General features: G+C 65.4%; 16 protein-coding genes. 12 read left to right on the top strand and 4 right to left on the bottom strand.

Annotation, left to right across the window (positions count from 1 at the left end):
* Window positions 1–122 precede the first annotated feature (122 nt).
* The 3 genes from trxA to IMX18_RS21750 are packed head-to-tail and all read right to left on the bottom strand — an operon-like array spanning window position 123 to window position 2,151.
* Entirely contained in the window at window positions 123–995 is an 873-nt protein-coding gene (trxA, locus tag IMX18_RS21760; protein ID WP_013970670.1) for a thioredoxin, read from the bottom strand.
* 31 nt (window positions 996–1,026) lie between these two features.
* The gene (locus IMX18_RS21755; RefSeq protein WP_217190807.1) at window positions 1,027–1,698 is read right to left on the bottom strand and encodes a class I SAM-dependent methyltransferase; all 672 of its coding nucleotides are present in this window, start codon (window positions 1,696–1,698) and stop codon (window positions 1,027–1,029) included.
* Complete coding sequence (locus IMX18_RS21750) at window positions 1,699–2,151, bottom strand: YbaY family lipoprotein (RefSeq protein ID WP_217190805.1); 453 nt, start codon at window positions 2,149–2,151, stop codon at window positions 1,699–1,701. It abuts the gene before it with no gap.
* 106 nt (window positions 2,152–2,257) lie between these two features.
* Here IMX18_RS21750 and nrdR point away from each other — a divergent pair, with 106 nt between their 5' ends.
* The 12 genes from nrdR (at window position 2,258) to IMX18_RS21690 (ending at window position 10,996) form a co-directional block, all read left to right on the top strand.
* Window positions 2,258–2,722, top strand: a complete 465-nt coding sequence (gene nrdR, locus IMX18_RS21745) for a transcriptional regulator NrdR (RefSeq protein ID WP_003255402.1) — start codon at window positions 2,258–2,260, stop codon at window positions 2,720–2,722.
* A gap of 2 nt (window positions 2,723–2,724) precedes the next feature.
* The gene (gene ribD / locus IMX18_RS21740) at window positions 2,725–3,855 is read left to right on the top strand and encodes a bifunctional diaminohydroxyphosphoribosylaminopyrimidine deaminase/5-amino-6-(5-phosphoribosylamino)uracil reductase RibD (RefSeq protein ID WP_015268775.1); all 1,131 of its coding nucleotides are present in this window, start codon (window positions 2,725–2,727) and stop codon (window positions 3,853–3,855) included.
* Between the two features lie 42 nt (window positions 3,856–3,897).
* Window positions 3,898–4,563: a riboflavin synthase gene (locus tag IMX18_RS21735; RefSeq protein WP_003255399.1), complete on the top strand. Its 666-nt coding sequence runs from the start codon at window positions 3,898–3,900 to the stop codon at window positions 4,561–4,563.
* An 18-nt stretch (window positions 4,564–4,581) separates the two neighbouring features.
* Entirely contained in the window at window positions 4,582–5,673 is a 1,092-nt protein-coding gene (ribBA, locus tag IMX18_RS21730; RefSeq protein WP_003259341.1) for a bifunctional 3,4-dihydroxy-2-butanone-4-phosphate synthase/GTP cyclohydrolase II, read from the top strand.
* 92 nt (window positions 5,674–5,765) lie between these two features.
* On the top strand, window positions 5,766–6,242 hold the full coding sequence (gene ribH, locus IMX18_RS21725) for a 6,7-dimethyl-8-ribityllumazine synthase (protein WP_003255395.1): 477 nt from the start codon (window positions 5,766–5,768) through the stop codon (window positions 6,240–6,242).
* A complete protein-coding gene (nusB, locus tag IMX18_RS21720) occupies window positions 6,239–6,739 on the top strand; it encodes a transcription antitermination factor NusB (protein WP_013970674.1) in 501 nt (166 codons plus the stop codon). The genes ribH and nusB overlap by 4 nt, the downstream gene beginning before the upstream one ends.
* Before the next feature lie 18 nt (window positions 6,740–6,757).
* Entirely contained in the window at window positions 6,758–7,726 is a 969-nt protein-coding gene (thiL, locus tag IMX18_RS21715; protein WP_217190804.1) for a thiamine-phosphate kinase, read from the top strand.
* Window positions 7,723–8,226 (top strand): phosphatidylglycerophosphatase A family protein, encoded by a 504-nt coding sequence (locus IMX18_RS21710; RefSeq protein WP_015268777.1) that lies wholly within the window; start codon window positions 7,723–7,725, stop codon window positions 8,224–8,226. Before thiL ends, IMX18_RS21710 begins: the two co-directional genes overlap by 4 nt.
* A gap of 16 nt (window positions 8,227–8,242) precedes the next feature.
* Window positions 8,243–8,986, top strand: coding sequence for a substrate-binding periplasmic protein (locus tag IMX18_RS21705; protein ID WP_015268778.1), 744 nt, complete (start codon window positions 8,243–8,245; stop codon window positions 8,984–8,986).
* Between the two features lie 164 nt (window positions 8,987–9,150).
* Window positions 9,151–9,768: a GTP cyclohydrolase II gene (ribA, locus tag IMX18_RS21700; protein ID WP_015268779.1), complete on the top strand. Its 618-nt coding sequence runs from the start codon at window positions 9,151–9,153 to the stop codon at window positions 9,766–9,768.
* Window positions 9,765–10,184 (top strand): hypothetical protein, encoded by a 420-nt coding sequence (locus tag IMX18_RS21695; RefSeq protein ID WP_015268780.1) that lies wholly within the window; start codon window positions 9,765–9,767, stop codon window positions 10,182–10,184. The genes ribA and IMX18_RS21695 overlap by 4 nt, the downstream gene beginning before the upstream one ends.
* The gene (locus IMX18_RS21690) at window positions 10,184–10,996 is read left to right on the top strand and encodes a cobalamin-binding protein (RefSeq protein WP_015268781.1); all 813 of its coding nucleotides are present in this window, start codon (window positions 10,184–10,186) and stop codon (window positions 10,994–10,996) included. Before IMX18_RS21695 ends, IMX18_RS21690 begins: the two co-directional genes overlap by 1 nt.
* A 115-nt stretch (window positions 10,997–11,111) precedes the next feature.
* Here the strand turns inward: IMX18_RS21690 and dxs are convergent, their stop codons facing one another.
* Window positions 11,112–13,007, bottom strand: a complete 1,896-nt coding sequence (gene dxs / locus IMX18_RS21685; RefSeq protein ID WP_024086183.1) for a 1-deoxy-D-xylulose-5-phosphate synthase — start codon at window positions 13,005–13,007, stop codon at window positions 11,112–11,114.
* Window positions 13,008–13,068: the final 61 nt, after the last annotated feature.

The raw sequence follows: 13,068 nt of genomic DNA, 5'->3' as shown, positions 1-13,068 counted from the left end.
GGATTTTGGGGGCTGCTTTGCAGCCCATTCGCAGCACAAGGCTGCTCCTACAGGGACTGCGCAACACGTGGTGTAGGAGCAGCCTTGTGCTGCGAATGGGCCGCAAAGCGGCCCCGGCATTGTCAGAACATCGCCGCCGACAACTTGCGACGATACACGCCGACCAGCGGGTGATCACCGCCCAGCAGCTCGAACACCTGCAGCAACGCCTTCTGCGGCAGCCCGTTCTCATAACCACGGTTACGCTGGAACAGCTTCAACAACCCTTCCAGCGCCGCTTCATACTGCTGGCGCGCCAACTGCTGCACGCTCAGCTGATAAGCCGCTTCATCATCCTGCGGGTTCTGCGCCAAGCGGCTTTTCAGGTCAGCCACTTCCGGCAGACTGGCGGCCTGGCGCAGGAAGGTCAGTTGTGCCTTGGCACCGGCCAGTGCAGCTTTGTGCTCGTCAGTCTTGACCGCATCCAGCACCACCTGGGCCTCACCCAGCTCCCCGCGCTCGGCCAGGCAACGGGCATACAGGATCAGTGCCTCGGCATTGCTGTTGTCCTCACCCAGCAGCGCCTGCAACAGCGCTTCGGCCTCGGCAAAACGGCTTTCGGCAAACAGTCCCTTGGCCTGCTCCAGCGGCGAGGCGGTGGGCGCGGCAGGCAGTTGCACGTGCGGCTCGAGCATGGCGCGGATCGCCGATTCCGGCTGCGCACCGGCAAAACCGTCCACCGGCTGGCCGTCCTTGAACAGCACCACGGTCGGCAGGCTGCGGATGCCGAACTGGGCAACTACCTGTTGCTCCACGTCACAGTTGATCTTGGCCAGCAGCAACTCGCCCTGGTAACCCTCGGTGATCTTCGCCAGCAGCGGCATCAGTGCCTTGCACGGCGCACACCACTCGGCCCAGAAATCCACCAGCACCGGTTTGTGGAAGGAGTTCTCGATAACCAGTTGCTGGAAGGTGGCATCGGTAGCGTCGAAAATGTAAGGCGTGTCTTGGGTCATCGCGACTCTCGCAAACTCGTGGATAACACCACTATAAGGTGTCGCGGCTGGCGTGGTACAGGCTGACCCGGCGGAATTCGTGCGGCTCGGCCAGGTCCGGCAGGGTCAGCGCTTCCAGCACACCCAGCTGCTGGTACAGCGGGTGGCTGAAGTCGCGTACCCGCGAGTCGGCCACCAGCGCCTGGCGGCCGCGGCCGAGGAAGGCATCCAGCAGCGGCAGGTTGGCGCGGTCGTACAGCACGTCGGCAACCAGTATCAGATCGAAGCGGTCGTCTTCGGCGAAGAAATCGCTGCTGTAACCCAGTTCCACCCCGTTCAGCGCGGCATTCGCGCGGCAGGCATCGAGTGCCAGCGGGTCGAGGTCGCAGGCCACCACTTCCAGCGCACCGGCGCGGGCGGCGGCAATACCGGCGATACCGGAGCCGGCGCCAAAGTCTAGCACGCGCTTGCCGGCTACCCATTCCGGGTGCTGGGCCAGGTAACGGGCCATGGCCAGGCCGCTGGCCCAGCAGAAGCTCCAGTAGGGCGGTTCTTCAAGAATGCGCCGGGTCTCTTCGCTGCTGAAGGCGCGGTCCATGTTCTGGTCGTCGATCAGCCACAGCTTGAGGTCGCAGCCGGGCAGCTCGCTGACGACAAGACGCGCTTCGCCGATCAGGCCGCTGAGGGCCTGTTGCAGGGGCTGTTGTAGGGAGACTGGCGCCACTTACGGCGCCTTCTCGAAACGCAGCGGGCCGATGGCCTGGGTCTGGGCCTGGGTAATGCGCACCGGCGGCAGGTGCATGATCAGCTGGCCAGAGCTGCTGGCGCGGCCGCGCAGCTCGACCCGGGCACCAGCGGGGAAGGCCTCGGGGTTGAAGCGCAGTTGGTAGGGCAGGGCCTGGCCGGTGCCGGTCAGGTTGCTGCTGGCCAGCAAGCGTTGTGGGCGGTCGCGTTCGTCGATGACCAGCAAGGCCAGCTCCACGTCGGCACCGGCGGGGATTTCCAGCAAGGTGCCGCTCAGCTCGCGCTGGTAGGCCGGCAGCGGGCCCAGTACTGTGGCCGGCTTGGCCGTGCGGGCTGGCGTGGGTGCCGGAGGGGTGTCGGGCTTCGGCCTGTCGCTGCCGCAGGCAGCGAGCAGGGCGGCGCAGCACAGCACGACGAGCGCTCGGTAGTGCATGGGGTAGTCCTTCACGGGTAGATTTCCCATGGATGTTAACCCCTTTGGCTTGTCTTGCCAGTGGGATGCGCTACCATGGCCCTCCCTTTTTTTGTTGCCTGCCACCATGCACTGTCCCTTTTGCGGTGCCAACGACACCAAGGTAATCGACTCTCGTCTCGTCGCTGAGGGCGAGCAGGTGCGCCGCCGCCGTGAATGCGTCGCCTGCGGCGAGCGCTTCACCACCTTCGAAACCGCCGAGCTGGTGCTGCCCCGGCTGATCAAGCAGGACGGCACGCGCCAACCCTTCGACGAAGAAAAGCTGCGCGCCGGCATGCAGCGGGCACTGGAAAAACGCCCGGTCAGCGTCGAGCGCCTGGAAGCTGCGCTGGCGCATATCAAGAGCCGCCTGCGTGCCACCGGCGAGCGTGAAGTCAAATCGCTGGTAGTGGGTGAGATGGTCATGGCCGAGCTGCGCAAGCTCGACGAAGTGGCCTATATCCGTTTTGCCTCGGTTTACCGCCGCTTCCAGGACCTCGACGAGTTCCGCGAAGAAATCGACCGCCTGGCTCGCGAGCCGGCTAAAGAGTGACCATGCCCAGCCAAGCTGCCATCCTCGACGCCCACTACATGGCCCGCGCGCTGGAGCTGGCGCGCAAGGGCCTGTACACCACCCACCCGAACCCGCGCGTAGGCTGCGTGATCGTGCGCGATGGCGAGGTGGTCGGCGAAGGCTGGCATGTGCGCGCCGGCGAGCCGCATGCCGAAGTGCATGCGCTGCGCCAGGCCGGTGAGCGTGCCCGTGGCGCTTGTGCCTATGTCACCCTTGAGCCGTGCAGCCACCATGGCCGCACGCCACCGTGCGCTGAAGCGCTGGTCAAGGCAGGCGTGGCACGGGTGGTAGCCGCCATGCAGGACCCCAACCCGCAAGTGGCGGGGCAGGGCCTGCGGCGCCTGGCCGAGGCCGGTATCGAAGTGGCCAGCGGCGTGCTCGAGGCCGAGGCCCGCGCACTCAACCCCGGTTTCCTCAAACGCATGGAGCACGGCCTGCCGTTCGTTCGCGCCAAGCTGGCCATGAGCCTGGATGGCCGCACCGCCATGGCCAGTGGCGAAAGCCAGTGGATCACCGGCCCGGCCGCCCGCTCGGCGGTGCAGCGCCTGCGTGCCCGCTCCAGCGTGGTACTGACCAGCGCCACCAGCGTGTTGGCCGACAACGCGCGGATGACCGTGCGCGGCGCCGAGCTGGGCCTGGATGCCGAAACCACTGCCCTGGCTCTCAGCCGCACACCGCTGCGCGTGCTGATCGATGGCCACCTGCGCCTGCCGCTGGATGCGCCGTTTTTCCAGGCTGGCCCGGCGCTGGTGGTGACCGCTGTCGCAGATGACCCGCGCTATGCCGCTGCCGGCCACGAACTGCTCAGCTTGCCGGGTGACAATGGCCAGGTAGACCTGTCGGCGTTGCTGCAGGCACTGGCGGCCCGCGGCATCAACGAAGTCCTGCTGGAAGCCGGTGCCGGCCTGGTCGGCGCCTTCTCCCGGCTAGGCCTGATCGACGAGTACCAGCTGTTCGTCGCCGGCACTTTCCTCGGTTCCCAGGCCCGTCCGCTGTTGGACTGGCCACTGGACAAGATGAGCGAAGCGCCGCGGCTGAAAATTACCGAAATGCGCGCAGTGGGCGATGACTGGCGGGTCACGGCCATCCCCCTGCCGGCACCCCGCGTATAATGCCTGGCTTGCCCTGCGCAAAACGTTTTTGAGGAAGACCCCATGTTCACCGGCATCATCGAATCCATCGGCACCATCCGCAGCCTGACCCCCAAGGGTGGCGACGTGCGCGTCTACGTCGAAACCGGCAAGCTCGACCTGGGTGACGTCAAGCTCGGCGACAGCATCGCCGTCAACGGCGTGTGCCTGACCGCCGTCGAGCTGCCGGGCGACGGCTTCTGGGCCGACGTCAGCGTCGAAACCCTCAAGCGCACCGCCTTCATCGACCTCAAGAGCGGCAGCAAGGTCAACCTGGAAAAAGCCCTGACTCCCACTACCCGGCTGGGCGGGCACCTGGTCAGCGGCCACGTCGACGGGGTCGGCGAAATCATCTCGCGCAGCGATAACGCCCGCGCCATCCAGTTCCGCGTGCGTGCACCGAAGGAACTGGCCAAGTACATCGCCCACAAGGGTTCGATCACCGTCGACGGCACCAGCCTGACGGTCAACGAGGTCAATGGCGCCGAGTTCGAGCTGACCATTGTCCCGCACACCCTGTCCGAAACCATCATGGCCGACTACCGTGCAGGGCGTCGGGTAAACCTTGAGGTCGACCTGCTGGCCCGTTACCTGGAGCGTCTGCTGCTGGGTGACAAGGCTGCCGAACCGAGCAAGGGCAGTGGCATTACCGAAAGCTTCCTGGCCGCCAACGGCTTCTTGAAATCCTGATTGAGAAGGGGGTGCCGCGTGGCGCTCAACAGCATCGAAGAACTGGTCGAAGACATCCGCCAGGGCAAAATGGTCATCCTCATGGATGACGAAGACCGCGAGAACGAAGGCGACATCATCATGGCGGCCGAGTGCTGCCTGCCTGAGCACATCAACTTCATGGCCAAGCACGCCCGCGGCCTGATCTGCATGCCGATGACCCGCGAGCGCTGCGAGACCCTGAAGCTGCCGCTGATGGCGCCGCGCAACGGCTCGGGCTTCGGCACCAAGTTCACCGTGTCGATCGAAGCCGCCGAAGGTGTCACCACCGGCATCTCCGCCGCTGACCGCGCACGTACCGTGCAGGCGGCCGCTGCCAAGGACGCCAAGGCCGAAGATATCGTCAGCCCTGGCCACATCTTCCCGCTGATGGCCCAGCCTGGCGGTACCTTGGCCCGTGCCGGCCACACCGAGGCCGCATGCGACCTAGCACGCATGGCCGGTTTCGAGCCAAGTGGCGTGATCTGCGAAGTGATGAACGACGACGGCACCATGTCGCGCCGCGCCGAACTGGAAGTGTTTGCCGCCGAGCACGGCCTGAAGATCGGCACCATCGCCGACCTGATCCACTACCGCATGATCCACGAGCGCACCGTGCAGCGCGTCTCCGAGCAACCGGTCGAGAGCGAGCTGGGTGAGTTCAACCTGGTCACCTACCGCGACGCGGTGGAAGGTGACGTGCACATGGCCTTGACCCTGGGCAAGATCTGCGCCGAAGAGCCGACCCTGGTCCGCGTACACAACATGGACCCGCTGCGCGACCTGCTGCTGGTCAAGCAACCGGGCCGCTGGAGCCTGCGCGCCGCCATGGCTGCCGTGGCCGAGGCCGGCAGCGGCGTGGTATTGCTGCTGGGGCACCCGCTGGACGGCGACGTGCTGCTGGCGCACATCCGCGAAAGCGCTGGCGATGCACCAGTCAAGGCACCGACCACCTACAGCACCGTGGGTGCAGGTTCGCAGATCCTGCGCGACCTCGGTGTGCGCAAGATGCGCCTGATGAGTTCGCCGATGAAGTTCAACGCGATATCCGGATTCGATCTGGAAGTTGTAGAATACGTGCCCTCCGAGTGACTTGAGGCGGCAGTGACGCCCTCCAGCTCGAGTCCATACCCCTGTCGAGGCCGCCAGCATGCGGCCTCGCTCTTGAAGATGAGAATATCGGAATGACCCTGAAGACCATCGAAGGTACCTTCATCGCCCCCAAAGGTCGCTATGCTTTGGTGGTTGGCCGCTTCAACAGCTTCGTCGTCGAAAGCCTGGTAAGCGGTGCCGTTGATGCCCTGGTACGCCACGGTGTCAGCGAAAGCGACATCACCATCATCCGTGCCCCGGGTGCATTCGAAATCCCGCTGGTGGCACAGAAGGTCGCCCAGCAAGGCGCCTACGACGCGATCATCGCCCTGGGCGCCGTGATCCGTGGTGGTACCCCGCACTTCGAATACGTGGCGGGCGAATGCACCAAGGGCCTGGCCCAGGTGTCCATGGAGTTCGGTGTTCCGGTGGCCTTCGGCGTACTGACCGTCGACTCCATCGAGCAGGCCATCGAGCGTTCCGGCACCAAGGCCGGCAACAAAGGTGCTGAAGCTGCCCTGTCCGCTCTGGAAATGGTCAGCCTGCTGGCGCAGTTGGAGGCCAAGTGATTAGCGACGAAAGCGATCGTTTCAACCCGCGCGATCCAAAACCTGCGGATGCCGGCAAGCCATCGAAGAGTGCCAAGCGCCGCGAAGCCCGCAAGCTCGCGACCCAGGCACTGTACCAGTGGCACATGGCGCAGCATTCGCTGAACGAGATCGAAGCGCAGTTCCGGGTCGATAACGATTTCTCCGATGTCGACGGCGCTTATTTCCGCGAGATCCTGCATGGGGTCCCGGCGATCAAGAGCGAAATCGACAGCGCCCTGAAGCCATGCCTGGACTTGGCACTGGAAGAGCTCGACCCGGTCGAGCTGGCCGTGCTGCGTCTGTCTACCTGGGAGTTCATCAAACGCGTCGACGTACCGTACCGCGTGGTGATCAACGAAGGTGTCGAGCTGGCCAAGGTCTTCGGTGCCACCGATGGCCACAAGTTCGTCAACGGTGTGCTGGACAAGCTGGCCCCGAACCTGCGCGAAGCAGAAGTAAAGGCGAACAAGCGCTGATCCTGGCGCTTGCGGACCATGGGTGAGTTCGAGCTGATCAGCCATTACTTCGCCGCCGCGCCCTGTGCGCAAGGCGGTGAAGGCGTGGCCCTTGGCATTGGTGACGACTGCGCCTTGCTGGGCCTTCCTGCCGGCGAGCAACTGGCGGTGTCCACCGACACCCTGGTTGCCGGGGTGCATTTTCCGGCTCTGTGCGACCCTTGGTTGCTCGGCCAGCGCTCGCTGGCCGTGGCGGCCAGCGACCTGGCTGCCATGGGCGCCACCCCCATCGGCTTCACCCTTGCCCTGACCTTGCCCGAGGTCAGCGCCGACTGGCTGCAAGCCTACGCCAGCGGCCTCAACCGCATGGCCGGCCACTGCCAGCTAAGCCTTATCGGTGGCGACACCACTCGCGGCCCCCTGAGTATCACCATGACCGTGTTCGGCCGGGTTCCGGTGGGGCAGGCGTTGCGCCGTGATGGCGCTCGCCCGGGCGACCTGCTTTGCGTCGGGGGCGAGTTGGGTAACGCGGCAGGGGCTTTGCCGCTGGTGCTGGGCCAGCGCCAGGCCGATGCCGCGCTGGCGCAACCGTTGCTCGACCATTACTGGTCGCCGTCGCCGCAGCTCGCCCTGGGCCAGTTGCTGCGCGGGCGTGCAACTTCGGCACTGGATATTTCCGACGGCCTGCTGGCCGACTGCGGGCATATCGCCAAGGGCTCCCGCGTGGCGCTCGAAGTGAACCTGGAGCAGGTGCCGGTGTCATCCGCCCTGCAGGGCTTGCTCGGCGCCGAGGCGGCCGTACATGCGGCGCTGACCGGTGGCGATGACTACGTGCTGGCGTTCACCTTGCCGCCAGCCGAGCTTTCATCCCTGCAGGCACAAGGCCTGGCGGCATTCCACGTCATCGGGCGGGTGCTCGAAGGGCAGGGTGTGAGCCTGCGCGACCGGCAGGGCCAGGACATCACCCCGCGGCAACGCGGCTATCAACATTTTAGGGAGACACCGTGACCGATCACCCCAACCAGGTGCCTGCGGAGTTTGTTCCGCCTTCGGTCTGGCGCAACCCGTGGCACTTCATCGCCTTCGGTTTCGGTTCTGGCACCTTGCCAAAGGCGCCGGGCACCTGGGGCTCGCTGGTGGCCATACCGTTCATCCCGATGTGGCAGATGCTGCCCGACTGGGGCTACTGGCTGTTGCTGGGCGTGAGCATGCTGTTCGGCTTCTGGCTATGCGGTAAGGTCGCCAATGACTTGCGCGTGCACGACCATGAAGGCATTGTCTGGGACGAGATCGTCGGCATGTGGATAACCCTCTGGCTGGTGCCGGAAGGCTGGCAGTGGCTGCTGGCGGGGTTCCTGATGTTCCGCTTCTTCGACATTCTCAAGCCGTGGCCGATCCGCTGGGTCGACCGCCATGTGCATGGGGGCGTTGGCATCATGCTCGACGATATCCTGGCTGGCGTGTTTGCCTGGCTGGGGATGCAGGTTCTGGTTTGGGCGGTTGCCTGATACAGGGAGCGTGTGAATGGCCATGAGGACCGTGCTGCTGGCAATGCTGCTGAGCCTTGCCCCGTGGGCGGCGGCTGCCGAGGGTGTGCCGAAGCAGATCCACCTGGTCAGCGAAGAGTGGCTCGACTACACCAACGCCGACGGTACCGGGGTAGCCTGGGACGTGCTGCGCAAGGTGTTCGAGCCGGCCGGGGTCAAGGTAGTGACCCAGAGCGCGCCCTACAGCCGTGCGGTCGGGCTGGTGAAGCGTGGCGAGGCTGACGCCTGGGTAGGCTCGTACAAGGAAGAGAACGACGACAACCTGTACCCGCGCTGGCACTTCGACATGGACCACATCTACGCGCTAGGGTTGGTCAGCAAGCCAGTACCTACTCGGCAGACCATAGGTCGCTACCGCTTGGCCTGGGTGCGTGGCTACGACTTCGGTAGCTATCTGCCCGATGTGCATGACTTCCGCGAAGTCCAGCGCCGCGAAGGCATCCTGCCGATGCTCGAGCATGACCGTGTGGACTTCTACATCGATGCGCTGACCGAGATCGACTATGTGCTCGGCCAGACCTCCCAGCCCGAGCGCTTCCGCCGCACCCATGTGGCCGAACTGCCGCTGTACCTGGCCTTTGCCCGCAGCGACCAGGCCAAGGCCCTGCGCGACCTGTTCGACAAGCGCATGACCGAGCTGGTGCGCAGTGGTGAGCTGAAGCCGATCTTCGAGCACTGGCAGCAGCCGTATCCGTTCAGCCCGGATAGCAAACCACATTGAGCGCCCCGTTTCATGGGCATGCCCGCTCCCACAGGATTGAGTACAGACCTTTGCTAAGCATCGAACTTTTCGATCTTACCCCACGGTATTCAGCCAGCCCACATCCCCCAACCTGCTGATACAATCGGCCCACGAGAAATTTAAACTTATTCCAGGAGCACAACGTGCCCGTCGTCTTTGTTGCCGCCTCTAAACTCCCGACTCCCTTCGCGACCTTCACCATGCATGGCTTCCTCGACGAAGCCACTGGCCGTGAGCACGTGGTGCTCAGCCTGGGTGACATCGCGGACGGCCAGCCGGTGCTGGGGCGCCTGCACTCCGAGTGCCTGACCGGCGATGCCCTGTTCAGCCAGCGCTGCGACTGCGGCTCGCAGCTGGAAGCCGCGCTGCAGGCCATCGCCCGTGAAGGCCGTGGCGTGCTGCTGTACCTGCGCCAGGAAGGCCGTGGCATCGGCCTGCTGAACAAGATTCGCGCCTACGAGCTGCAGGACGGTGGCGCCGATACCGTCGAGGCCAACGAGCGCCTGGGCTTCGCCGCCGACCAGCGCGACTACGCCATGTGCCTGCCGATGCTGGAGCACCTGGGCGTGAAGTCGTTGCGCCTGATGACCAACAACCCGCGCAAGGTCAAAGCCCTGACCGACATGAGCATCGTCGTCGCCGAGCGCGTACCGCTGCACACCGGGCACAACCCGCACAACCGCTACTACCTGGCAACCAAGGCCGGCAAGCTGGGCCACATGCTGGGTAACGAGCACCAGGGCGAGGTGCCTCAGGCGTGACCCGCGCCGAGGTCAAGCGGCGCTTGGCGCTGGCCTGGTGGCAATACCTGGCGGTGGGCCTGGTGCCGCTGCCAGTGATGGCCTGGGCCTTCGGTGGCGGTGATGCGCTGGCCTCGGTGCTGGCCATGCCACTGTTCATTGCCGGCGCGGCGACCATGTTCCTCAGCCTGCCGCGCTTTAGTGCCTACAAGCGCGCCCTCATCGCCACTTCCAAGGTGCTCGGCACTGGAGAAGAGCCCGCCGCCTGGATCGAACTGGCGCGGGTGCGGCGCCTGGCTATGTTGTATGCCTGCTTCCCGGCCTGGGTCGCCGCTTTGTCGGTGCTGGTCGGCCTCGAGGCGGTGCCGCAGATCCTGCTGGCGTTGTCCACCGCAGTGGTGCTGTACCTCTATCGTATTCCACGCCAGCTCGGCTGATGCGCCTGCTGCCCGGCCTGCTGGCGCTGCTCGTCTGCTCCGCACTGCCCGCCGAACCCCTGCGAGTGGTCAGCCTGGCCCCGTCGATGAGCGAGATCATGCTCGAACTGCAGGCCGATGACCTGCTGGTCGGTGTGCTCGACGGTGGCGAACGGCCGGCGGCGCTGCGCGAGTTGCCCTCGGTGGGGCGCCAGGGGCAACTGGACCTCGAACGCCTGCTCAGCCTGCGCCCCGACCTGTTGCTGCTGTGGCCGGGCAGCGTGCCGCCGGCCCAACGCGACCAGCTCAAGCGCCTGGGTATCGCAACGTATAGCGCAGAACCCCATGACATCGACCAGCTGATCGAGCAGATCGAAGCCATCGCCGAACGAATCGGCCGTGCCGAACAGGGCCATCGGTATGCCCAGGCCCTGCGTGACCGGCTGCGGCAGCTGCGCCAGCAGTATCGACGGGACGAGCCCTTGCAGGTGTTCTACCAGGTCTGGGACCGACCGCTGTACACGCTCGGTGGCCGGCAGGTGGTCAGCGATGCCCTGGCCGTTTGCGGCGCGCGTAATGTCTTCGCCGATCTCACCCAGGCGGCGCCGCAGGTAAATGTGGAGTCTGTGCTGCTGCGCAACCCACAGGTCATTCTGGCGGGTGATCAGGCGCAGCTGGAGAGTTGGAAGGCCTGGCCGCAACTGCGTGCGGTTGCCGATGATCGTTTACTGGTGGTGCCAGACAAAGGCCTGGAGCGGCCTAGTGGGCAGATGATCGAAGCTACGGCGCGTTTGTGTGCGTTGCTCGAGGCTAACGCGCCGGCGTCCAAGTAAGCTTTTGCGAGGGCTGCGCCCTCGATCGCGACGCAAGGCCGCTCCTACAAAGAACTGCGCGGCCCCTGTAGGAGCGGCCTTGTGTCGCGATGGGCCGCAAAGCGGCCCCAAAATCTCAAAGCCCGAGCCTGGCCATCCGAGCCTTCACCGAAGCCTCGATCCCAGCCGCATCCAGCCCGCACTCAGCCAGCATCTGCGCCGGCTTGGCATGCTCGACATAGATGTCCGGCAACCCCAGGTGCAGCAGCGGTTTCACGATCGCCTGGCTGGCCAGGAACTCACCCACAGCCGCACCGGCACCGCCCATGATGGCGTTTTCTTCGATGGTCACCAGCAGCTCATGGCTTGCGGCCAGTTCCAGCACCAGCGCCTCGTCCAGCGGTTTGACGAAACGCATGTCCACAACGGTAGCGTTGATCTGCTCGGCCACCTGCATGGCCTCGGCCAGTTGCACGCCGAACACCAGCAAGGCGACTTTCTCGCCCTGGCGACGGACCACGCCCTTGCCGATTTCCAGCGGCTCCAGGTCACCGCTGATCGGCGCGTTCGGGCCGGTGCCACGCGGGTAGCGCACAGCCGCCGGGCCGTTGTACAGGTGGCCGGTGCTGAGCATCTTGCGCAGCTCGTTTTCGTCGCTTGGGGTCATCACCAGCATGCCCGGGATGCAGCGCAGGTATGACAGATCGTAGCTGCCCGCGTGGGTCGGGCCGTCTTCGCCGACCAGGCCGGCGCGGTCGATGGCGAACAGCACGTCAAGATTCTGTACCGCCACGTCGTGGATCAGCTGGTCGTAGGCGCGCTGCAGGAAGGTGGAGTAGATCGCCACCACCGGCTTGCTGCCCTCGCAGGCCATGCCGGCCGCCAGGGTCACGGCATGTTGCTCGGCGATCGCCACGTCGAAGTAACGCTCCGGGTAGCGCTCGCTGAACTCGACCAGGTCGGAGCCTTCCTTCATCGCCGGGGTGATGCCCACCAGGCGGTTGTCGGCGGCAGCCATGTCGCACAGCCACTGGCCGAACACCGCGGAGTATTTCGGGCCGCTGGCTTTCTTCGGTGCGGCGGGTTTGTCGGCCGGCTCCAGCTTGGTGATGGCGTGGTAGCCGATCGGGTCGATCTCGGCCGGGGCGAAGCCCTTGCCCTTCTTGGTCACCACGTGCAGGAACTGCGGGCCCTTGAGGTCACGCATATTCCGCAGGGTGGCGATCATGGTCGGCAGGTCGTGGCCGTCGATCGGGCCGATGTAGTTCCAGCCCAGTTCTTCGAACAGCGTGCCCGGCACCAGCATGCCCTTGGCGTACTCCTCGGTGCGGCGGGCGATTTCCCAAGCGCCTGGCAGGCGCGACAGCACTTTCTTGCTGCCTTCGCGCATGCTCGCGTAGGTGCGGCTGGAGAGGATCTTGGCCAGGTAGTTGGACAGGCCGCCGACATTGCGCGAAATCGACATGTCGTTGTCGTTGAGGATCACCAGCATGTCGGCGTTGACTTCCTGGGCGTGGTTCAACGCCTCGAAGGCCATGCCGGCGGTCAGCGCGCCGTCACCGATCACCGCGATCGACTTGCGGTCGCTGTTCTGCAGGCGGGCGGCAATGGCCATGCCCAGTGCAGCGCTGATCGAGGTGCTGGAGTGGCCGACGCCGAAGGTGTCGTACTCGCTCTCGCTGCGGCGCGGGAAGGCGGCGATGCCGTCCTTCTGGCGCAGGCTGAGCATGCGGTTACGGCGCCCGGTGAGGATCTTGTGCGGGTAGGCCTGGTGCCCCACGTCCCACACCAGCCGGTCGTCGGGGGTGTCGAAGACATAGTGCAGGGCGATGGTCAGCTCGATGACGCCCAGGCCGGCACCAAAATGCCCACCGGTCTGACCCACGGTGTAGAGCAGTTCCTGGCGCAGTTCGTCGGCCAGGGTCTCCAGGTCGGCTTCGGCCAGCCGGCGCAGGCCGGCAGGCGTGTCAGCGCGGTCGAGCAACGGCGTGACCGGGCGTTCGCGGGGGATCTCTTGAAACGTCGTGGGCATCAGGCGAGTCGTTATAGGTGTGTGAAGACGCGGCAGTTTACCCCATTGTAGGAAATACTGC

The sequence above is a fragment of the Pseudomonas shirazica genome (genome assembly GCF_015168335.1).
GTDB classification, from domain to species: domain Bacteria; phylum Pseudomonadota; class Gammaproteobacteria; order Pseudomonadales; family Pseudomonadaceae; genus Aquipseudomonas; species Aquipseudomonas asiatica.
This window is presented reverse-complemented; position numbering and strand designations above follow the sequence as displayed.

What these genes read in the sequence shown, in the direction of transcription:
- trxA (WP_013970670.1), bottom strand. Translation starts at nt 995, where the DNA reads ATGACCCAAGACACGCCTTACATTTTCGACGCTACCGATGCCACCTTC.
- IMX18_RS21750 (WP_217190805.1), bottom strand. Translation starts at nt 2,151, where the DNA reads ATGCACTACCGAGCGCTCGTCGTGCTGTGCTGCGCCGCCCTGCTCGCT.
- nrdR (WP_003255402.1), top strand. Translation starts at nt 2,258, where the DNA reads ATGCACTGTCCCTTTTGCGGTGCCAACGACACCAAGGTAATCGACTCT.
- ribD (WP_015268775.1), top strand. Translation starts at nt 2,725, where the DNA reads ATGCCCAGCCAAGCTGCCATCCTCGACGCCCACTACATGGCCCGCGCG.
- IMX18_RS21735 (WP_003255399.1), top strand. Translation starts at nt 3,898, where the DNA reads ATGTTCACCGGCATCATCGAATCCATCGGCACCATCCGCAGCCTGACC.
- ribH (WP_003255395.1), top strand. Translation starts at nt 5,766, where the DNA reads ATGACCCTGAAGACCATCGAAGGTACCTTCATCGCCCCCAAAGGTCGC.
- thiL (WP_217190804.1), top strand. Translation starts at nt 6,758, where the DNA reads ATGGGTGAGTTCGAGCTGATCAGCCATTACTTCGCCGCCGCGCCCTGT.
- IMX18_RS21705 (WP_015268778.1), top strand. Translation starts at nt 8,243, where the DNA reads ATGGCCATGAGGACCGTGCTGCTGGCAATGCTGCTGAGCCTTGCCCCG.
- IMX18_RS21690 (WP_015268781.1), top strand. Translation starts at nt 10,184, where the DNA reads ATGCGCCTGCTGCCCGGCCTGCTGGCGCTGCTCGTCTGCTCCGCACTG.
- dxs (WP_024086183.1), bottom strand. Translation starts at nt 13,007, where the DNA reads ATGCCCACGACGTTTCAAGAGATCCCCCGCGAACGCCCGGTCACGCCG.